We start from the raw sequence: 20990 nt of genomic DNA, 5'->3' as shown, positions 1-20990 counted from the left end.
AACACAATATTAATAAAAAACTATTCGTTTACCTTATTATAGAAATTTATAGAGGGTTTTCAAAAAGGAGGTGCACCAATTATGAAAATGACATTTCAGCCTAAAAACAGACAGAGAAAGAAAGTTCACGGTTTCAGATCCAGAATGAGTACTCCGGGCGGAAGAAAAGTATTAGCTGCCAGAAGAGCAAAAGGAAGAAAGAGATTGTCAGCATAGGCCGCAGTTTTGTGGCCTTTTTTCTCTTGTGGCGAAAAATATGAGATTTTCAGAATCATTGAAGAAAAACAACGATTTCAGAACTGTTTATAAAAGTGGCAGATCCTATGCTAATAAATATCTTGTAATGTATGTGTTGGAAAATAACAGAGATATGAACAGAATCGGAATATCGGTAAGTAAAAAAGTTGGAAACAGTGTCGTGCGCCACAGAGTGACGAGATTGTTGAGAGAAAGTTACAGACTGCATGAAAATATATTTAATGGTGGATTAGATATAGTAGTCGTTGCAAGAAACAGTGCGGCTTCGGCTTCATATGCCGATATAGAAAGCGCATTATTACATCTGGGAAAACTTCATCATATATTAAAGATATATTTTTATAATGATTAATAGTATATTATTATTTATTATTATGAGTTTATTATAATAGATATTTTACTATAAGTATACTATTATGGTTATTATGAATAGAGACGCAATTTTGATTTTGCGGTATGGAAAGCTGAATAGTAATTTTATCGTATAAATTGTTTTTATCTTAAATTAATTTGGATGTTTTTAATGTATGTATGAAAGTTTGATTTGATAATTATTATGAAAAAATTATTGATTTACATGATTAAGTTCTATAGAAAATATATTTCTCCTATGAAGAGAACAAAATGCCCTTATTTTCCTACTTGTTCAGAGTATGGTCTGGAAGCGGTCAGCAAATACGGCGCTTTAAAAGGCGGGCTTTTGTCGTTATGGAGAATTTTACGGTGTAATCCTTTTTCTAAGGGAGGCTATGATCCGGTTCCATAGAATAAATACTAATTAAAATTTATGTTACGTTTCATTAAGGAGGAGAAAAATTGTCAGGTATTATATTAACCCAGAATCAAACTTTTATTATAGGGCCGGTCGCTAAGCTTCTCGGATATATAATGGAAGGAATTTTCTTCTGTTTGGATAAAATAGGTATTCCCAATATTGGTTTGGCTATTATTTTATTTACTATTGTTATTTATCTTATAATGATGCCTCTCACTATTAAGCAGCAGAAGTTCTCTAAGCTTTCAGCTAAGATGAACCCTGAACTTCAGGAGATTCAAGCGAAGTACAAGAATAAGAAAGACAATGACAATGCTATGAAGATGAATGAGGAGACGCAGGCTGTGTATGCGAAATATGGCGTTTCTCCTACAGGAAGCTGTCTTCAGCTCATTATTCAGATGCCTATATTGTTTGCACTCTACCGTGTAATTTATTCTATGCCTGCTTATGTAGGTAAGATTAAGGAAGCATTTTTCCCCTTGGTGGACAAGTTGATTGCTTCCCCGGGAAGTACGGAGTTCATAAGAGCTTTTAAAGAATCTAACATGTATAGTAAGCAGTTTGAGTCAGATGCTTTTACCAGCGGCACTGTTGACTATGTGCAGAATACTTTTATCGATGTTCTGAACAAGGCTTCTACCTCCGAATGGCTTTCTATTTCGGATAAGTTTCCCAATTTATCTGCGGATGTAACGAATACTCTTCAGACTCTGGATAAATATAATAACTTCCTCGGTTTGAATATAGGAAATTCTCCTTCTTTTATTATGAAAGAAGCAATTGCCAGCGGAACTTATCTTATGATAGTAGCGGCTCTTGCAGTTCCTGTATTGTCGGCAGTTACCCAGTGGGTTAATACGAAGTTGATGCCTCAGCCGGATACAAGCAATAACAAGGATAATCCGATGGCTTCTTCCATGAAGACAATGAATACGATGATGCCTATTATGTCAGCATTTTTCTGTTATACTCTTCCCGCAGGTATGGGCCTTTACTGGATTGCCGGTTCGGTAGTGAGAAGTGTTCAGCAGATAGTGATTAATAAGCATATCGACAAGATGGATCTGGATGAACTTATTAAGAAGAACGTAGAGAAGAGAAATAAGAAACTGGAGAAATCAAAAGGAATTAATTTAAAGTCAATTAATGATTATGCTAACATGAGTACGAAAAATGTGGCAGCTAAGCAGGCAGAACAGAAGGCTTCTGAGATTTCCTCAATGACGCAGCAGGAGAAGGATGAAGCAGTAAAGAAATCGACAGAGTATTATAGCAAGAGTGCAAAGCCTGGAAGTATTGCTTCCAAGGCTAATATGGTAAAACAATTTAATGAAAAGAATAATAAGTAGGAGGGTATGGTCATGGAATTTATTGAGATTTCAGCAAAAACTGTAAATGATGCGATTACGGAAGCTTGTAGAAAACTTGTTGTTACGAGCGATAAATTGGATTATGAAGTTGTGGAAGAAGGTTCCTCCGGATTTCTTGGGATTGGCTCGAAGCCTGCAGTTATTAAGGCCAGAGTGAAATCCTCTATCGATGATAAGGCGAAGATTTTCCTTGCGGATGTTTTCGAAGCAATGAATCTTACTGTGGTAGTCAATACGAAATATAATGAAGCGGACAGCTCGCTGGATATCGATTTGAGCGGTGATGAAATGGGAGTTCTTATCGGAAAGAGAGGTCAGACTCTCGATTCTCTTCAATATCTTGTATCTTTGGTAATTAATAAGGATGCAGAAAACTATATCCGTGTGAAAGTAGATACTGAGAATTACAGACAGAGAAGAAAAGATACCCTTGAAAATCTTGCGAAAAATATGGCTTATAAGGTTAAGAGAACAAAGCGTTCTCTGTCACTTGAACCTATGAATCCTTATGAAAGAAGAATTATACATTCTGCTTTGCAGGGAGATAAGTACGTTACTACTCATAGTGAAGGAGAAGAACCTTTCCGCCGCGTAGTTGTTACTTTAAAAAAATAAAGATGTGTGATATAATAAACCCTTGAATCTACATGGATTCAAGGGTTTTGTTATAATTAGGAAAGTACTCTTATTATAGAACCAATGAATATGCAGCTATGCTCACAGAATAAGAGGTTTATTATGAAGACAGATACTATTGCAGCCATTGCTACTGCGATGGCAGATTCCGGAATTGGAATTATCAGAATTAGCGGTGAAGAAGCAATTGAAATTGCAGATAGAATGTTTCGAACGAGATCAGGAAGAAGGATCCTTCGTGAAGTCACTTCTCATACTATAAATTATGGATATATTGTGGATAACTTTGGTGAAGAAAAAATTGTTGTGGATGAAGTTGGTCTTAACGCAAATAGAGTTGTAGATGAGGTCATGGTCAGCGTTATGAAGTCTCCCTGCAGCTATACTACGGAAGATACGGTTGAGATTAATTGCCATGGCGGTGTTCTTATGATGAATCGTATCTTAGAGCTGGCCGTTAAGAATGGGGCCAGGATTGCAGAACCGGGGGAATTTACGAAGAGAGCTTTTTTAAATGGAAGGATAGATTTGTCTAGAGCAGAAGCGGTTATTGATATCATTCATTCGAAGAATCAATTCGCTTTAGAAAGTTCTGTGAGCCAGTTAAAGGGTTCGGTATCTGAAGCAGTTCAAAAGCTCCGGCAGGAGCTTATTTATGAAATTGCTTTTATAGAATCTGCACTGGATGACCCGGAGCATATTAGTCTGGAGGGTTATGGAGAAAAGCTTTCTGAAAAGACGGAGAATATTATTTCGAGATTAAAAAAATTGCTTGATTCTTCTGATAACGGTAAGATGCTTAAGGAAGGGATCAGTACAGTAATTGTAGGAAAGCCTAACGCAGGTAAGTCTTCTCTTTTAAATATTCTGGTTGGCGAGGAGAAGGCGATTGTTACCGATATTGCAGGGACTACTAGAGATGTTTTAGAGGAATCTATAAGGCTTCATGGTATTAGCCTGAATATTATAGATACTGCAGGTATCCGATATACCGAGGATGTGGTAGAAAAAATTGGTGTGGAGAGGGCGAGGAAATATGCTTCTTTAGCAGATTTGATCGTTTTTGTAGTGGACGCTTCCCTGCCTTTGGATGAGAGTGATTATGATATTATTCGTATGATTTCCGGTAAAAAAGTGATAGTTCTTTTGAATAAAACGGATTTAGATGAGGTGGTCACAGAAAGTATTTTAACTGATGAAATGAATGCTATGGATGCCTCTCATATACGGGTTATTAAGACTTCCACAAAGGAAAATGTAGGAATCGATTTATTGGAGCAAGCTATTAAGGATATGTTTTTTCAAGGGGAAATATCTTTTAATGATGAAGTATTCATTACGAATATGAGACATAAGGAAGCGATTATGAATGCTTATGAAAGTATGCTTCAGGTAAGGAGCAGTTTAGAGAATGATATGCCTGAGGATTTTTATTCTATCGATTTGATGAGTTCATATTCTTCTTTAGGTACTATAATAGGGGAGGAAGTTGGGGAAGATCTGGTAAATGAGATTTTTTCAAAGTTTTGTATGGGAAAATGATACTGTGGACAATTAGCAAGGTTATGTTAATTTGATTTTGATTCGTTGTCTTTATAGGAATAACGAAAGAAGGAAATAAAATGTTTGGAACTAATATAAAAGAAGAAGTGGATGTTTGTGTAGTCGGAGCCGGACATGCCGGATGTGAGGCTGCTTTGGCTTGTGCGAGGCTTGGACTTAATACCGTTATTTTTACTGTCAGCGTAGACAGTATCGCGCTTATGCCATGCAATCCTAATATAGGAGGCTCCTCCAAGGGACATCTGGTAAGGGAAATAGATGCTCTCGGCGGAGAAATGGGAAAAAATATAGATAAGACCTTCATTCAGTCTAAAATGCTCAACGTCTCTAAGGGTCCGGCAGTTCATTCGCTTAGAGCCCAGGCAGATAAGGCAGAGTATTCCAGACTTATGAGGAAGGTGTTGGAAAATCAGGATCATCTGACGATTAAGCAGGCAGAGGTATGTGAGCTGCTTACAGAGGATAACCATATTGTTGGCGTAAAAACTTTTACCGGTACGATTTATGAATGTAAGGCAGTAATCCTTTGTACCGGCACTTATTTAAAGGCCAGATGTCTTTGCGGGGAAAGTATTACTTATACGGGGCCTAATGGGCTGCAGTCGGCGAATCATTTGACGGATTCCTTGAAAAAGCTTGGAATAGAGATGAGAAGGTTCAAGACGGGAACTCCTGCCAGAATGGATAAAAGAAGCTTGGATTTTTCAAAAATGGAGGAGCAGTTCGGTGATGAAAGAGTGGTTCCTTTTTCTTTTTCCACCGATCCGGAGGATGTACAGATAGATCAGGCTTCCTGTTGGCTGACTTATACGAATGAGAACACCCATGAAATTATACGAGGGAATTTGGATCGCTCTCCTATTTATGCCGGAATTATAGAGGGAACGGGACCGAGGTATTGTCCCTCTATTGAGGATAAGGTAGTAAAGTTCGCGGATAAGGAACGGCACCAGGTATTTATTGAGCCGGAAGGGCTTCATACCAATGAGATGTATGTGGCAGGGATGTCTTCTTCTCTTCCGGAGGATGTGCAGCTTGCCATGTATCGTACAGTGCCGGGAATGGAAAATTGTAAGATAGTAAGAAATGCTTATGCAATTGAATATGATTGTATTAATCCGAGACAGTTATTTCCTACTTTGGAATTCAAAAATATAAGAGGGCTTTTCAGCGCCGGACAATTTAATGGAAGCAGTGGATATGAAGAGGCAGCAGCTCAGGGATTGATTGCCGGAATTAACGCTGCCCTTTCCATTCAGAATAAAGAACCGTTTGTGATAGATCGTTCAGAAGCTTATGTAGGTGTATTGATTGATGATTTAGTGACCAAGGAAAGCTTTGAGCCTTACCGTATGATGACTTCGAGGGCTGAGTATAGGTTGATCCTGCGTCAGGATAATGCGGATTTGCGCCTTCGGGAGAAGGGATATAAAGCAGGACTTGTTTCCGAGGAAGTTTATAAATCTGTCCTCGATAAAAGAGAAATGATAGATAAAGAGGTTTATCGCCTTAAGAATACGTCTATCGGGGCCTCGAAAAATATTCAGGAGTTTTTATCTTTAAAAGGAAGCTCTATTTTAAAAACCGGAACGAATTTATCGGAGTTAATTTGCAGGCCGGAGCTTTCTTATGAGATTTTATCTGAAATCGATGTAAACAGACAACTTTTGCCTGCAGATGTCATAGAGCAGGTGGAGATAGAAATCAAATATGAGGGTTATATTTCCCGCCAGATGCGGCAGGTGGAGCAGTTTAAGAAGATGGAAAAGAAGAAGATTCCTTCTGATCTGGATTATAATGATATAAAAAGTCTTCGTTTGGAAGCGCGGCAGAAGTTGATTTCTTATAAGCCGGTATCGGTAGGTCAGGCTTCCAGAATTTCCGGGGTTTCTCCTGCGGATATTTCTGTTCTGCTCGTTTATTTGGAACAGTTTAATAAAAATAATAAGTGTTAAGTTTAAAAAGGAAAGGTTTAATATGTTTGAAAATGATTTGAAGGAATTTGGAATTCAATTGAGCGACTTACAGAAATTTCAGTTCATGCAGTATTATGAGCTTTTAGTCGAATGGAATTCTTTTATGAATTTAACAGCGATTACAGATTTTGATGAGGTTATGAAAAAGCATTTTATCGATAGCCTTTCAATTGTTAAGGCTTTTGACTATATGAATGAAAATTTTGACGGAAAATCGGTTTTTTCTTTGAACGATGCAAAATGTAAAGTGATAGATATCGGAACGGGTGCAGGTTTTCCTGGTATTCCTTTAAAGATCGCTTTTCCTGATATTAAGGTTACTCTGTTAGATTCTCTTCAGAAACGAGTTAAATTTTTAGATGAGGTAATAGGTAAACTGGGACTTTCAGGTATTGATACTCTTCATGGACGTGCTGAGGATTATGCTAAGCCGGATAAGCTGAATGAGGATAAGACGCTCCGGGAAAAATATGATTTATGTGTATCCAGAGCGGTGGCCAATCTGTCTACTCTTTCGGAGCTATGCCTTCCTTTCGTGAAAAAAGATGGATTATTTATTTCTTATAAATCAGAAAAATTGACGGATGAGTTAAAAGAGGCAGGGAAGGCAGTATCGATGCTTGGCGGAAAGATAGAGGGTCAGGTTTATTTCGAACTGCCTGATTCAGACATTAATAGAAATCTTCTTATTATAAGGAAAGTAAAAAGTACACCGGCGAAGTTTCCCAGAAAGGCAGGACTTCCGGCTAAGGAACCTATAAAATAAGGGGTAGTTTTTAACATAATTATATTCTTCAGTCTGCATGGGTATAAGGATAGGAAACTGGAAAATTGTTTGCTTCAATCACCTATTTTGGATATGGAATATCTCATTCATCAAATGTTTATTTGGTTCGATGTCTCTGAATCAATTCTTGAGGAGAAAAGAGAGGTTGAGACACCCGTCGATATCTTGTCATGAGATTATTATACTTTTGTAAAAGAGAATGCTATTGTGAAATAGAATGTTCCGATACATATTTTATATGGATCGAAGGATAATTTGCAGAGCTTGGGGGTTATTAAAGATTTTGTAAAGGAATTTCATTGTAATATTACTGTCTCTGAAAACAGTGAGCGCCCTTTTATGGATGAAAGTGATGCATTGGTCATAGAGAATTGATTGATGACCAATATATAAAGAAATCCAAATGAAGCCATAGTTTAAATATAAAAGGTTTCATTTGGATTTTATTATATGATAGAAAATGTCTTATTGCAGTAAGGTGAGAGAATATTGTTTTTATGAATGTGCAATGCGACTATATGCGCAACAAAAGCTGTGCTGATAAAATACGTGGCGGCGCAACTGCGTACGGAACAAAAGATATGCTGCCAAAGTATTTGGCTGCGAGAGTATGCAAAATACATTTTTGTTTTATTGGAGAGTTAGAAATACGTCAATGTATCCGTAAGTTTTTTCGGGTGCTTCCAAGTGAGGAAGGTGCTTTGTATAAGGAATGTATGAAGCTTCGATTGCACTGTTATAATAAATATAATTCTCTAAGGATGTATGGATGTTTTCCTTTCCGTTGCCACCTATGAGATATATACTGTTGTTGATTTCTTTCAAGGCATGGATAATATTGGTATTAATATATTTTCCAATATAGCTGGAAAAAGCATATTTCGAAGTGTGGTCTGGAAGATGAGCTGCTTCCAGATAGGCAGAAATATCTTTTTCCTCTATATTTAATGTACTGTAAAAATATTCTTCCCTGAAAGTCTTTTCGATAGATGTCTTATTTGTAAGAAAGTTATATACAAAAGTTCCGATAACGGGTATGTCCAGCAATAATTTAAAAGCCTTCGTCTGTTTGGACGGAATCTGGTTGGATTCATACAGGTTTTGGGGATTGATGAAAATCATTTTGTCGATTACTTCCGGATCATTATGGCAAGCCATTACTGTGATAGGCGCTGAATCTCCTGTAGCTATTATGTCTGTTTTTTTACCTATAATGTTTTTAATAAAATCTATGATAAGCTGCACATATAGATAATTTGTGTAAGTCATATTCGGTTTATCCGATAGTCCATAGCCCAATAAGTCAATAGAATATACTTCGTGATTTTTTGCCAGCATGTCCGTAATCTTGCTGAATTCATAAATAGAGCTTCCTACTCTTAGGTCGTGGATGAGCAATAAAGGGGAGCCTTCTCCTTTTTTGGTATAACGTATCTTGCCAAATCTCCATTCATAATAGTTATTTTTTGGATAACGAAGGCGATTCTTGGCGGTATATATGGAATAATAAACTCTGTTTATGATATGAATTGCGATGGTACTAAGTCCTGACAAAATCATGAGTTGTTTTAATTTCTGTTTCATATGATCAACCATGTCCTCCCATAGCCTGAATTTTTTGATTTACTACTTCATTGTATTATATTTGTAAAGTGATTACAAATAAAATTGTTAAAATGTCTTTTCATAGCATTTATTTTATTATATTATATCAATAGTAATTTTTTGAATCAATCATTTTACAAAATATAATGAAAATGTGATATAATATAACTTAATAAATTTTTGGTATTGTATGGGGACTCTGGATGCTGGATAAATTATATGTAAATTTAAAAGAAATGTATAATGGTTTTTTTAAAGAACAACAAGAATTACAGGATATGCTAGAGAACAATAAAAACCGAATTGTACAGATTGATAATTATTTGCATGAGAATGATGCAGACTTTTGGAGAGCTGAAAAACTAAATATTGAGAATGATAATCAATATTATTATGAGAAAATTAATATCTTAAATGATAGAATAAAGATTTTGGGTAATGAATTAAACCTTTTGAATAGAAGTTCTATTTCTGAGAGAGATAAGTTAGGTGTTGATTCGTACAAGCGTGTCAGATGCAATCAGCAGAATATTGGTGAGCAGCGTCAAATACTGGATATTCAGGAAAAAGAACGCCAGCGTATCGCACGGGATTTGCATGATACTTCTCTCCAGAATCTTGCTTTATTAGTACATAAGATAGAATTGACGTCTATGTATATGGATCAGGATATTATAAAAGCTAAGCTTGAGCTGGCTTCTGTAAATAAGAGCCTTAAATCTGTTATTCAAGATATAAGGAATACGATTTTTGATTTGAGGCCGATGATTTTTGATGATTTGGGATTAAAGAATGCCTTCGAAAAATTGATTTATAAATTCAAAGAGTCTTCAAATTATGATATTAAATTTGAAGTGGATGAAATTGAGTGCGGTAATTCCTTGGTGCTGATGACGATATATAGAATTGTTGAGGAATGTGTCAATAATGCTTTGAAGCATTCAGAAGGCAATAAGGTCATTTTTACTTTGAAAAATGAAAAGGGAGGCTGCTCGATTGAAGTTAAGGATAATGGACAGAGCTTCGATTGCAGTGAAGTTCTTTCTCCAGAGGAAAGGCATTTTGGGCTATATATTTTAAGAGAAAGAGTTGAGCTCCTATCAGGGAGTATAGATATTGATTCTAAGCCGGGTGTTGGAACTGCTATACATATATTTATTCCGTTATTGGAAATGTGAGAGTATTTTATGTATAACTATTTGTTGGAGGGTAATACTTCGAGGGACTTTCTTTGGTATCTTTAGTTTTGATTTCGGCATAGTTGTTTAGTATTTTTAACGGAATCGAGATGAAATTACTAAAGGGAGTCTCATTCAAAGTTATAGATTCTCATGTAAGTTGTTTGTAGATATTATTGAAAAATTTTGTATAAAACTTATGGTTTTTTTGGAATGACATTATTATAGGATTATACATTATTATATATGAAATTTTGGGATTTAGTATTTCATAGTTGAAAGAGTAATCCTGGATTGAAAGGAGTAATAATATAAGATGTCAATTAAAGTGATGTTGGTGGATGACCATATTTTGATGAGGGAGGGGATAAAGAATCTTTTGGAGTTTGATGGAAGTATTGAAGTAATTTCTGAGGCATCGGATGGGGTTGAGTGTTTGGATAATTTGAAGCATATAATTCCTGATATTATTTTATTGGATATAAATATGCCTAACAAAAATGGTATTGAGGTGTTGACTGAAATTAAGAAGAAAGGTATGTCTGTAAAGATTCTAATGCTGACGGTACATAATGAAGTTGAATATTTATTGAAGGCGATAGATATTGGAGCTGACGGATATATATTAAAGGATACTGAATCGGCAGAATTAAAACGAGCTATTAGTTATATTATACAGGGTGAAAATTATATACAGCCCAGTTTGATTCCTGCATTGAATTCAAGGTTAGTCAATAGAGATGTGGATAAAGAAAAAATAGATTCCTTGACCAGAAGAGAATTGGAAGTTTTGATTCAAGTATCGAATGGTATGTTCAATAAGGAGATCGCAAACAGCTTAGATATTAGTGAGAGAACTGTTAAGAATCATATATCCAATATTTTTAAGAAGATAGAGGTTAACGATAGGACTCAAGCTGCTGTTTTTGCAATTAAAAATAACTTGATACAGCTTTATTAGGTTTTAAATACTGGAAAAAGAAGAGTATTTAATGTTTCACGTGAAACATATAGTGCTCTTTTTTAATTATTCCACTACATAATGTTTCACGTGAAACATAGAAGCGCTAGATGTTGTAAAACATGTCCGTGAAACATTTTAATTAGCGTGAAACATGAGATAAACTCAAAATTATGTAGATTCTACATATAATTAATGATATAATCGAACAAGACGATAAAATAATATAATTAGAAAATCGTTTGAAAAACGAAAGGCGAGTATAAAAAATGGGAAGAACGATTGCAATTGCAAATCAAAAAGGTGGAGTCGGTAAGACGACAACATCGATTAACTTATCTGCTTCACTTGCAGAGAAAGGAAAAAAAGTATTAGTCATAGATACGGACCCTCAGGGAAATACGACTAGTGGATTCGGCATTAATAAAAATGAACTGGACAATACGGTTTATGAATTGATACTGGGAGAATGTTCTATCCAAGAAAGTATTATAAAAAATATTGTTCCGGGCGTATCTATTATTCCTTCTAATGTGAATCTTGCGGCGACCGAAATTGAATTAATAGGAGTGGATAAAAAAGAATTTATCCTGAGAAATGAAGTCGATTGGATTAAGGATCAGTACGATTATATTATTATCGATTGTCCCCCTTCTCTCAATATGCTAACAATCAATGCGATGACGACGGCTGATTCAGTATTAGTTCCTATTCAGTGTGAATATTATGCATTGGAAGGATTGAGCCAGTTGATACATACGGTGAATTTGGTAAAAGAGAGATTGAATCCAGACTTGGATATAGAGGGAGTTGTCTTTACAATGTATGATTCAAGAACAAATCTATCTATGCAGGTAGTCGAAAATGTTAAGAGTCATTTGAATCAAAATATATATAAGACTGTTATCCCAAGAAATATTCGTTTGGCGGAGGCTCCCAGCTATGGGATGCCAATAAATATGTACGATGCAAAATCGGCAGGCGCCGAGGCTTATTTGTTACTTGCGGATGAAGTTATTAATAGAAAGGGTGTATAAGTTATGGCGGCGAGAGGATTGGGTAAGGGACTTGATGCTTTAATACCGAGTGGATTGGATACCAAGGCAAGTAATGCCTCACAAAAAAGAGAGGTATCCAAGAATGAGAACGGGTGGAATGAAAACAGCTCGGAAACATTAGTGAAGATTACTAAGGTTGAACCGAATAGGGAGCAGCCGAGAAAGAATTTCGATGAGGATTCATTATTGGAATTGGCAGAATCTATCAAGCAGTTTGGTTTGCTCCAGCCTATTCTTGTTCAGGATAGGAAGACTTATTATGAAATAATAGCAGGTGAGAGAAGATGGCGTGCTGCGAAGATGGCCGGATTGAAGGAAGTGCCGGTTATCATAAGGAATCTGACTGAGCAGGAAATAGTTGAAATTTCTTTAATTGAAAATATTCAGAGAGAAGATTTAAATCCTATTGAAGAAGCGTTAGCTTATAAGAGATTGTTGAACGAATTTAATTTAAAGCAGGATGAAGTGGCGGAAAGGGTATCTAAGAGCAGAACCGCTGTAACAAACTCCATGCGTTTATTGAAGCTTTGCGATGAAGTACAGCAAATGATTATCAACGATATGATTTCCACTGGACATGCAAGAGCACTTATTCCAATAGAGGATGAAGAACAGCAGTATACTTTGGCTCAGAAAATTTTTGATGAGAAGCTGAGTGTACGCGATGTGGAGAAGATGATAAAGGATTTAAATAAGCCAATCAAACCGAAAAAGGTTGTATTGACTGATAAAAACCTGGAAGTGATTTATCAGGATTTAGAAGAAAAACTAAAGCAAGCTCTTAGTACGAAAGTATGCATATCCTCCAAAGGCGAAGGTACCGGAAAAATAGAAATCGAATTTTACAATCATGACGATTTGGAAAAAATTACAGATAAACTAACGCACTAAATAATGATAAACTGAATTGATACCTTTGGCAAAATACGAATGGAGGAAATGAAAATTGTGAATAGTGAAATATTGAGTTATATTGGATTGGGTAACCTGGATATAGGTTATCTAATGATAGGGATGGTAATCCTTATTATCATACTAGCAGTGTTAGTTATTATCCAAATGGTCAGCACGTCAAAACTGAAGAAAAAGTATTCTAAGTTTATGCAGGGTAAGGACGCAAAGAATTTAGAGAAGGACATTATCGGATTATATGAAGATAATAAATTTGTAAAAGCAGCGGCTGAGAAAAATAAAAGAGATATAAGAGATCTATACAAGAAACTGGAATCTACCTTCCAAAAAATAGGAGTAGTAAAATACGATGCGTTCAAGCAAATGGGAGGCCAACTCAGTTTTAGTTTGGCTTTGCTTGATGAAAACAATAATGGCTTTGTATTGAATTCCGTTCATAGCACAGAGGGTTGCTATTCTTACACGAAAGAAATAAAAAATGGGCAGTGTGCAATTTTATTGGGGGAGGAAGAAAAACAAGCGCTCGATATGGCCATGGATATAGAGGGCTAACATAGAAGAGGAGTAATATTGATGAAGGTATGTGATATCGGTAATTTGTCTGGTGGAGAAGTTCTATCCAGGCCAATTATGTCGCTGGACTATCAAGAATTGTTAGCGGAAGGAACAATTTTACGGAAAGAATATATTGAGAAATTAAGCGAGCTGGGAATTAGAGAAGTATACATAAGAGAAGAAATCAATACGGAAGAAGTAGTATTGTTAAAAGATGAAATAGAAAATAACTTTAAAGAAAAAGTTAGAACGGTTATCGAAAAACATACTTATACTCATAGCAAAGAATTAGTAGAATTGAGTAAAACGGCAGATAATATTATTAAAAACCTTTTGGAAGAAGAAGAGGTAATTGAAAAGATATACGATATTAAGGAAAGAATTGCCGATATTTACGAACATTCAATTACTATTTGTTCTTTAGCGATATTGACCTCTTTAAAAATGAAAATTCCTCAAGAGAGAATACATGACATAGGTGTAGCGTGTCTTCTGCACGATTTGGGCTTGAGATATTTAACAATCAACTATATGAATAAAAAGCTCGAGCAGTTGTCTGAGCTTGAGCTGTCAGAATATAAAAAACATCCCGTATACGGATATTCGGCTTTGAAGAACGAGCCATGGATTTCTGAGCTGGGTAAGAATATTATCTTGTACCATCATGAGAGATTGGATGGCTCCGGCTATCCGCTGAAGGCTACCGATATTCCGGTGGAAGCGAGAATAGTTAATGTTTGCGATGCTTTCGATGAAATGATATGCGGTATCGGCTGTGAGAGGATAAAGGTCCACGAGGCTATCGATCATCTAAGAAAAAATAAAGATATTCTGTATGATGGTAAAATTATAGATATATTCCTCGAATTTACTGCGGTCTATCCGGCAGGTTCCTACGTTCTTACCACAGAAGGAGAAATAGCCATTGTTCTGAGGCAGAATAAAAATTTGCCGGACAAGCCGTTCATCAAGATAATATACGATAATAAAGGTGAAACGGTTCTACAAGATATAGTTAAGGACTTATCGGTATATGATAATATATATATTGAGAGAGTAATGGAAAATATTAAATAGAAAAGAGGAGTAAGGCAATGATTGACATTAAATTCTTGAGGGAGAACCCGGAAGAAGTAAAAGAAAATATTAAAAAGAAGTTTCAGGATAATAAAATTGCTCTGGTGGATGAAGTAATCGCGCTGGATTTGGAGAGCAGAAAGACACAGCAGGAGGCGGATGACTTAAGGGCAAACCGCAATAAGATTTCCAAAGAAATAGGAACATTGATGTCCCAGGGAAAAAAGGAAGAGGCGGAAGAAAAGAAAGCGGAGGTCGCTGCCGGCGCGAAACGTCTTGCAGAGCTTGAAGAAATTGAAAAGGGACTCGAAGAAAAGATAACGAAAATAATGATGACAATCCCTAATATCATAGACTCCAGCGTACCTATCGGCAAGGACGATTCGGAAAACGTAGAGATCAAAAAATACGGTGAGCCTGTAATTCCCGATTTTGAAATACCTTATCATACGGAAATTATGGAGAAACTGAATGGTATTGACTTGGACAGCGCCAGAAAGGTTGCCGGAAATGGTTTCTATTATTTGATGGGTGATATTGCAAGACTTCATTCTGCAGTTATCTCCTATGCGAGAGACTTTATGATTGACAGGGGATTTACTTACTGCATTCCTCCTTTTATGATTCGGAGCAATGTAGTGACGGGAGTTATGAGTTTTGCTGAAATGGAAGCGATGATGTACAAGATTGAAGGTGAGGATCTGTATTTGATCGGAACTTCCGAGCATTCCATGATAGGCAAGTTTATTGACACTATCGTTTCTGAGGAAGAACTTCCTAAGACACTCACCAGCTACTCTCCTTGTTTTAGAAAGGAAAAAGGTGCTCATGGGTTGGAGGAACGCGGTGTATACAGAATCCATCAGTTTGAGAAGCAGGAGATGGTGGTAGTATGTAAGCCTGAAGAATCTCCCATGTGGTTTGAGAAGTTATGGCAAAACACGGTAGATTTATTTCGCTCTATGGATATTCCGGTAAGGACGATCGAGTGCTGCTCCGGCGATCTGGCAGACCTTAAGGTAAAGTCTTACGATGTGGAAGCATGGTCTCCGAGGCAGGAGAAATATTTTGAAGTAGGAAGCTGCTCCAATTTAGGAGATGCACAGGCAAGAAGATTAAAAATTCGTGTAAACGGAGAAAATGGAAAGTACTTCGCGCATACATTAAATAATACGGTAGTCGCTCCGCCGAGAATGCTGATCGCATTTCTGGAGAACAATCTTCAAGCGGACGGTTCCATAAGAATTCCTGAAGTGCTGCAGCCTTATATGGGCGGTAAGAAAGTAATTAAATAATGTACAAAAATAATTTTTATGTCCTTGCCCCAATGCAATTTGTAATTTTGAAAAGAGGTGAAATCTTTGCATAAATATTTAAGGGCAATCGGTTTTAGTAAATTGAAGGATAGAAAAGAACTGCAAAATCTTTTAACCGATATTATTGTAAATACAAATGAGCGTGCTTATACATCTAATGGTGAAGATACGATCATAGCAGAATTCCGCAAAGATTTTGCTGAAAATATGGGAATCGCAGTCTGCGGTGAATTTGATAGGGAAGAGAGATACTCATACGATTATTATTATCCGTATTTGAGAGGAACCGGTATTACTTCGGAGGAAGATGTATCCGTGGAACGCCATGCCGGTACGGAATCTTATGCAGGGGTATGCGACGATATTAAAATCGGGGTTTCGCTTATTTTCTATTTGCAGAATATGATTCCATACGTGAAGGCACAAAATAACAACAGCCTTCCGATAAGGGGAACGACACTTACTCTGTCGGGCCTTTCCCTTCAAGGAAAAGTTATGATGCCGATTATAAAAAATGAAAAAGACAAAAAAATCATTCAAAAGGCATCCAATAATCGTAATTCTTTGATTGCTGCTGCAAGAAAGGGAGATGAGGACGCTATTGAAAGCCTGACGTTAGAGGATATGGATACCTACACTACTATCTCCAAGAGAATTCAAAAAGAGGACGTTTTCAGCCTCGTAGACACTTATTTTATGCCCTACGGCGTGGAATGCGACCAGTACTCGATTCTGGGAGAGATAATAGAATGTCATAAGGTGACCAATAAAATGACCGGCGAGGAAATCCATCAGATGACTGTGAGCTGTAACGATTTGCAGTTCGACATCTGCATCAATACCGAGGATTTGTACGGTGATCCTCAGGTAGGGAGAAGGTTCAAAGGAAATATATGGATGCAGGGATTTATTAATTTTCCTGAATAGTAATAATTTAAGAGAAAAATTTAGAAAAGGGAAGGTTGCCAGAGTTGGATTCTTGTGGTAGAATAATTCGGTAACAGTCCCTTTTCCATAAAATGTTCTCGTAGCTCAGGGGATAGAGCACTCGCCTCCTAAGCGAGGGGTCGGACGTTCAAATCGTCTCGGGAACGCTGGGAAGTATTGAAAGCAATGAGCTTTTCAATACTTCTCTTTTTAATTGTATAATCAAGACATTTGATTTAAGGGGGGATATCAATGTGGCTTTTGTATGCTTTCGGCTCGGCATTGTTTGCGGGCATGACGTCTGTTTTGGCGAAAATTGGTGTTAAAAATACTGATTCTAATTTGGCAACTGCTTTACGGACAGTTATTGTTCTTTTGTTTTCGTGGATGATGGTTTTTGTTGTGGGTTCACAGTATACCATTGATACTATTTCTACTTATAGTCTTATATTCTTAATTCTATCAGGTGCAGCTACCGGGGCATCATGGCTGTGCTATTTCAAAGCATTACAGCTTGGAACTGTCAATAAAGTGACGCCCGTTGATAAGAGCAGTACGATATTGACCATCTTTCTTGCTTTCATAATTTTAGGGGAAGTACCGACCGTTTGGATGTGGTGCGGTATTATATTACTTGCTGCCGGGACTTATCTCATGATACAACGGAAAGAATCTGATACTACCGGCACCGAGAACAGATCATGGCTGTTCTATGCCGTTCTGTCAGCTATTTTTGCTGCATTGACCTCTATTCTTGGGAAAATTGGGATACAGGGAATCGAATCAAATCTAGGAACAGCGATACGCACAATTGTCGTATTGGTTATCGCTTGGGGAATCGTTTTGTTTCAAAAAAAGCATGTTCTCATAAAGAATATCGATAAGAAAAGCTGGATATTTATTGCACTTTCCGGTCTTGCAACCGGCCTCTCCTGGCTTTGCTATTATCGTGCTCTTCAGGAAGGAAAGACCAGTGTGGTTGTACCCATTGATAAACTGAGTATTGTGGTTACAATTGCATTTTCCTATTTATTTCTTAAAGAAAAACTCTCGAGAAAAGCCTTTGCCGGTTTGTTATTCGTTATATCCGGAACAATTATGTTATTATTTTAGTCTGTAGGCTATCTTTTAATCACTGGAGCAAGCGCAGGCTAGGCAGAACAGCCGGGAGATAAGATAGAGAACCAAGATAAAAAGTCTAATAATGCTGCCATACATATGGATGAACCTAAAAACAGCGGTTTCAATAAAGCCAAAACCGCTGTTCGGGGTATTTTTTAAGGGTGAAATCAGCCCGCATATTGTTTCACGATCTCAAGAGGAAACATGGTGCGCTCGGCAACTTCCTCAACCGACATACCCTGTCCAATGAAGCGCTTGATAACCACATCCATATCCTCCGCAATTTCTACAATATGCTTGTCCGGGTCATAAATCCGAATGGCACACTGTCCCCACGGATATTCCGTTATCTCATGTACCCATAACAAACCAGGTATCTGTTTTAGTTCAGTGTACACTGTATTCAAATCCTCTACTTGAAAATAGACTTGAAAATTATGTGATTGTTCCCGGACGCTGTCTGCCGGAATGCCAATCAACTCGGCATACCCCTGCTGTAGAGAAAATCCCTCAAAGGTGACGTGTAGACCAATGTCCATAAGAATCTTCTGGTGAAGCACCTTTTCATAAAAATTTTTTGATGCGGTCATATCCTTAACCGCTAATAAACAACCTTGATATTTCATATGCTATCCCTCCTTAATGATAGCATAGGGGATACTTCTGAAGCATCATAGTAGAAATCCGACATAGTTTTCAAATAATTCTGAGGAGTAACACCACTAATCGCTTTGAAATCCTTGTCAAAATGGGGTTGATCAAAATATCCGGCTTGTTGTGATAATTCCGAGAAGAAGTAAGGCGATTTTTGTATATTACTTAACACATAGTTAAAACGAACAAGGCGGGTATAGCTTTTGACATTCATACCTATTTGCATCAGGAATAAGCGATTCAATTGCCGCTCACTATAGCCAACCTTTTTGGCAAGTTCAGAGACAAGTATTTGACCCTGGTTATCCGAAATTTTTCTTGTTGCAGAGAGTAGGGCTTCAGAAACAATGCAATGCTCCATGCGGCTATATAAAATCTTATCGCACATACTGAATAGTCCCGATATATTGTCGGCAGTCTCAAAAGCTTGGCAAAGAGAAGTGAAAAGCCTCTTATCAACATTTTCCAGCAATAAACGTTTATCTGCTAATTCGCCCTGATGACAATGCGTTATTTGGTACAGGCCATAGGGTGAAAGCTGTATTAGCAGCATAACATGATATTTGTTAGGCTCGGTTCCAAGCAAGGTAGGAGTTACAGAAGCCCCCCATAATTCGGCCTGAATATTTCTTCCATTAAAAGTGAGAGATAATGTACCGCAAGCGTCCGGCATAAGAGTATAATTCGCTACGAACATACCTGGGGTTGGGAAAACTACATTATAGAAAAAGACATACTCATTGAGCAGTATGTGTGGCGGGCTTATATTAAAGGCGTTATCACTATGAATAAGCACGGTACACTCTCCTTTCTTGTTTGATAAAGTCATAGATGTCTCAGTAAGTCGGTATTCGTTTTTACATAGTTAGATGTGGATATTTCCAAATATATTATACTTTTTATATTTGTTGTTTACAAGTAAGCTATTTTAACCATTTCCTATTTTTAAAAAAGGAATTTTAAACCCGATATTATCTGATAGAACTTGTACCTGCCAAGGATTTCAGGTATGATTAAATAATAAGAAAAACGGAAAGTATAAAAAGGAAAGAAAAAAGGAGGTATTTTATGGGAAAGAAATTAACCGATAAAGTTAGCTGGGTAGGAAAAACGGACTGGGAGCTTGTGAAGTTTCATGGGGATGAGTATTCCACCCACAGAGGCTCTTCCTACAATTCTTATTTAATCAGAGATCAAAAAACAGTGCTGATCGACACGGTATGGCAGCCCTATGACAAAGAGTTCGTAACCAGGCTAAAGCAGGAAATCGATTTAAAGAAAATCGACTATATTATTATGAACCACAATGAAATCGATCATAGCGGCGCATTGCCCGAATTGATGAGAGAGATTCCGGATACTCCCATTTATTGTACGGCGAACGGTGTGAAAATAATAAAGGGTCATTATCATCAGGAATGGAATTTTGTTACTGTTAAGACCGGAGATTCCCTGGATATTGGTGAAAGCAAGCTGGTTTTCGTGGAGGCTCCCATGCTTCATTGGCCGGACAGCATGATGACCTATATGACAGGGGAGAATATCCTTTTCAGCAACGATGCCTTTGGACAGCATTATGCAACAGAGTCTCTCTATAACGATGCTGTGGATGAAGCGGAGCTTTTTGCGGAGGCATTGAAATATTATGCGAATATCCTTACGCCCTTCAGTCCTCTCGTTATGAAGAAAATCAAAGAGGTTCTGGCTCTTAACCTTCCGGTAGATATGATCTGCACCAGCCATGGAGTAATCTGGAAGGATAACCCGGCTCAGATCATAGAGAGCTATTTAAAGTGGGCGGATAACTATCAGGAAAATCAGGTTACATTAGTTTATGATACTATGTGGAATTCCACCCGTAAAATGGCGGAAGCCATAGCGGAGGGAATCCGTCACGCCGATTCCTCGATAACGGTCAAGCTGATGAATGCTGCGAAGGAGGACAAGAACGATATTATTACAGAGGTATTTCGCTCCAAAGCCATTCTTGCAGGCTCCTCTACTATTAACAACGGATTGCTCTTTTCTATGGGCGGCATTCTCGAGATGATGAAGGGCCTTAAATTAAAAAACAAAAAAGCCGCAGCTTTTGGAAGCTACGGCTGGAGCGGCGAGTCGGTGAAGCAATTGACGAAGGCCCTCGGTGAAGGAGGCTTTGAAGTCGTCAATGACGGCCTGCGTCTGCTTTGGGTTCCGGATGAGGAGGGCCTTGCCTCTTGTGTGGAATTCGGCAAACAATTTGCCGGGGCGCTTTAAT

Annotated in this window: 21 protein-coding genes and 1 tRNA gene; 19 read left to right on the top strand and 3 right to left on the bottom strand. The window is 37.3% G+C overall.

Going from position 1 to position 20990, the window contains the following annotated elements:
- Window positions 1–81 precede the first annotated feature (81 nt).
- The 8 genes from rpmH (at window position 82) to rsmG (ending at window position 7347) form a co-directional block, all read left to right on the top strand.
- Window positions 82–216 carry a 50S ribosomal protein L34 gene (gene rpmH / locus CC90_RS0115920; protein WP_031391730.1) on the top strand — a complete coding sequence of 45 codons (135 nt, stop codon included), beginning with the start codon at window positions 82–84 and terminating at the stop codon, window positions 214–216.
- Between the two features lie 40 nt (window positions 217–256).
- Window positions 257–610, top strand: a complete 354-nt coding sequence (gene rnpA, locus CC90_RS0115915) for a ribonuclease P protein component (RefSeq protein WP_031391729.1) — start codon at window positions 257–259, stop codon at window positions 608–610.
- Between the two features lie 204 nt (window positions 611–814).
- Complete coding sequence (gene yidD / locus CC90_RS0115910) at window positions 815–1024, top strand: membrane protein insertion efficiency factor YidD (RefSeq protein WP_031391728.1); 210 nt, start codon at window positions 815–817, stop codon at window positions 1022–1024.
- A 50-nt stretch (window positions 1025–1074) separates the two neighbouring features.
- The gene (locus CC90_RS0115905; protein WP_031391727.1) at window positions 1075–2385 is read left to right on the top strand and encodes a YidC/Oxa1 family membrane protein insertase; all 1311 of its coding nucleotides are present in this window, start codon (window positions 1075–1077) and stop codon (window positions 2383–2385) included.
- Window positions 2386–2397: 12 nt separating this feature from the next.
- A complete protein-coding gene (jag, locus tag CC90_RS0115900; RefSeq protein WP_031391726.1) occupies window positions 2398–3021 on the top strand; it encodes an RNA-binding cell elongation regulator Jag/EloR in 624 nt (207 codons plus the stop codon).
- 123 nt (window positions 3022–3144) lie between these two features.
- A complete protein-coding gene (gene mnmE, locus CC90_RS0115895; protein WP_031391725.1) occupies window positions 3145–4584 on the top strand; it encodes a tRNA uridine-5-carboxymethylaminomethyl(34) synthesis GTPase MnmE in 1440 nt (479 codons plus the stop codon).
- An 80-nt stretch (window positions 4585–4664) separates the two neighbouring features.
- Complete coding sequence (gene mnmG, locus CC90_RS0115890; protein WP_031391724.1) at window positions 4665–6560, top strand: tRNA uridine-5-carboxymethylaminomethyl(34) synthesis enzyme MnmG; 1896 nt, start codon at window positions 4665–4667, stop codon at window positions 6558–6560.
- 22 nt (window positions 6561–6582) lie between these two features.
- Window positions 6583–7347 carry a 16S rRNA (guanine(527)-N(7))-methyltransferase RsmG gene (rsmG, locus tag CC90_RS0115885; RefSeq protein ID WP_031391723.1) on the top strand — a complete coding sequence of 255 codons (765 nt, stop codon included), beginning with the start codon at window positions 6583–6585 and terminating at the stop codon, window positions 7345–7347.
- Window positions 7348–7998: 651 nt separating this feature from the next.
- Here the strand turns inward: rsmG and CC90_RS0115880 are convergent.
- Complete coding sequence (locus CC90_RS0115880; RefSeq protein WP_031391722.1) at window positions 7999–8952, bottom strand: alpha/beta fold hydrolase; 954 nt, start codon at window positions 8950–8952, stop codon at window positions 7999–8001.
- 224 nt (window positions 8953–9176) lie between these two features.
- Between CC90_RS0115880 and CC90_RS0115875 the strand changes: the two genes are divergently transcribed.
- The 10 genes from CC90_RS0115875 to CC90_RS0115830 all read left to right on the top strand — a co-directional run bounded on the left by CC90_RS0115875 (window position 9177) and on the right by CC90_RS0115830 (window position 18070).
- Entirely contained in the window at window positions 9177–10151 is a 975-nt protein-coding gene (locus CC90_RS0115875; RefSeq protein ID WP_051869677.1) for a sensor histidine kinase, read from the top strand.
- 316 nt (window positions 10152–10467) lie between these two features.
- The gene (locus tag CC90_RS0115870) at window positions 10468–11112 is read left to right on the top strand and encodes a response regulator (protein ID WP_031391720.1); all 645 of its coding nucleotides are present in this window, start codon (window positions 10468–10470) and stop codon (window positions 11110–11112) included.
- A 269-nt stretch (window positions 11113–11381) separates the two neighbouring features.
- Complete coding sequence (locus CC90_RS0115865) at window positions 11382–12149, top strand: ParA family protein (RefSeq protein WP_031391719.1); 768 nt, start codon at window positions 11382–11384, stop codon at window positions 12147–12149.
- Between the two features lie 3 nt (window positions 12150–12152).
- Entirely contained in the window at window positions 12153–13061 is a 909-nt protein-coding gene (locus CC90_RS0115860; protein ID WP_031391718.1) for a ParB/RepB/Spo0J family partition protein, read from the top strand.
- A 48-nt stretch (window positions 13062–13109) separates the two neighbouring features.
- Complete coding sequence (locus tag CC90_RS0115855; RefSeq protein ID WP_330373242.1) at window positions 13110–13634, top strand: DUF4446 family protein; 525 nt, start codon at window positions 13110–13112, stop codon at window positions 13632–13634.
- 21 nt (window positions 13635–13655) lie between these two features.
- Window positions 13656–14714, top strand: a complete 1059-nt coding sequence (locus CC90_RS0115850; RefSeq protein WP_051869673.1) for an HD-GYP domain-containing protein — start codon at window positions 13656–13658, stop codon at window positions 14712–14714.
- Between the two features lie 17 nt (window positions 14715–14731).
- On the top strand, window positions 14732–16009 hold the full coding sequence (gene serS / locus CC90_RS0115845) for a serine--tRNA ligase (protein ID WP_031391715.1): 1278 nt from the start codon (window positions 14732–14734) through the stop codon (window positions 16007–16009).
- Between the two features lie 57 nt (window positions 16010–16066).
- On the top strand, window positions 16067–16957 hold the full coding sequence (locus CC90_RS0115840; protein ID WP_334291787.1) for a DUF3881 family protein: 891 nt from the start codon (window positions 16067–16069) through the stop codon (window positions 16955–16957).
- A gap of 94 nt (window positions 16958–17051) precedes the next feature.
- Window positions 17052–17124, top strand: a tRNA-Arg gene (locus CC90_RS0115835).
- Window positions 17125–17209: 85 nt separating this feature from the next.
- On the top strand, window positions 17210–18070 hold the full coding sequence (locus tag CC90_RS0115830) for an EamA family transporter (protein ID WP_031391713.1): 861 nt from the start codon (window positions 17210–17212) through the stop codon (window positions 18068–18070).
- Window positions 18071–18246: 176 nt separating this feature from the next.
- Here the strand turns inward: CC90_RS0115830 and CC90_RS0115825 are convergent, their stop codons facing one another.
- Entirely contained in the window at window positions 18247–18705 is a 459-nt protein-coding gene (locus CC90_RS0115825) for a VOC family protein (protein ID WP_031391712.1), read from the bottom strand.
- A complete protein-coding gene (locus CC90_RS0115820) occupies window positions 18702–19529 on the bottom strand; it encodes a helix-turn-helix transcriptional regulator (RefSeq protein WP_031391711.1) in 828 nt (275 codons plus the stop codon). Before CC90_RS0115820 ends, CC90_RS0115825 begins: the two co-directional genes overlap by 4 nt.
- Before the next feature lie 272 nt (window positions 19530–19801).
- Between CC90_RS0115820 and CC90_RS0115815 the strand changes: the two genes are divergently transcribed.
- The gene (locus CC90_RS0115815) at window positions 19802–20989 is read left to right on the top strand and encodes an anaerobic nitric oxide reductase flavorubredoxin (protein WP_031391710.1); all 1188 of its coding nucleotides are present in this window, start codon (window positions 19802–19804) and stop codon (window positions 20987–20989) included.
- Window position 20990: the final 1 nt, after the last annotated feature.

Origin of the sequence: Kineothrix alysoides, from assembly GCF_000732725.1 — a bacterium.
Lineage (GTDB): Bacteria > Bacillota > Clostridia > Lachnospirales > Lachnospiraceae > Kineothrix > Kineothrix alysoides.
The sequence above is the reverse complement of the archived record's forward strand: the minus strand, read 5'-3'. Positions and strand labels throughout refer to the sequence as shown.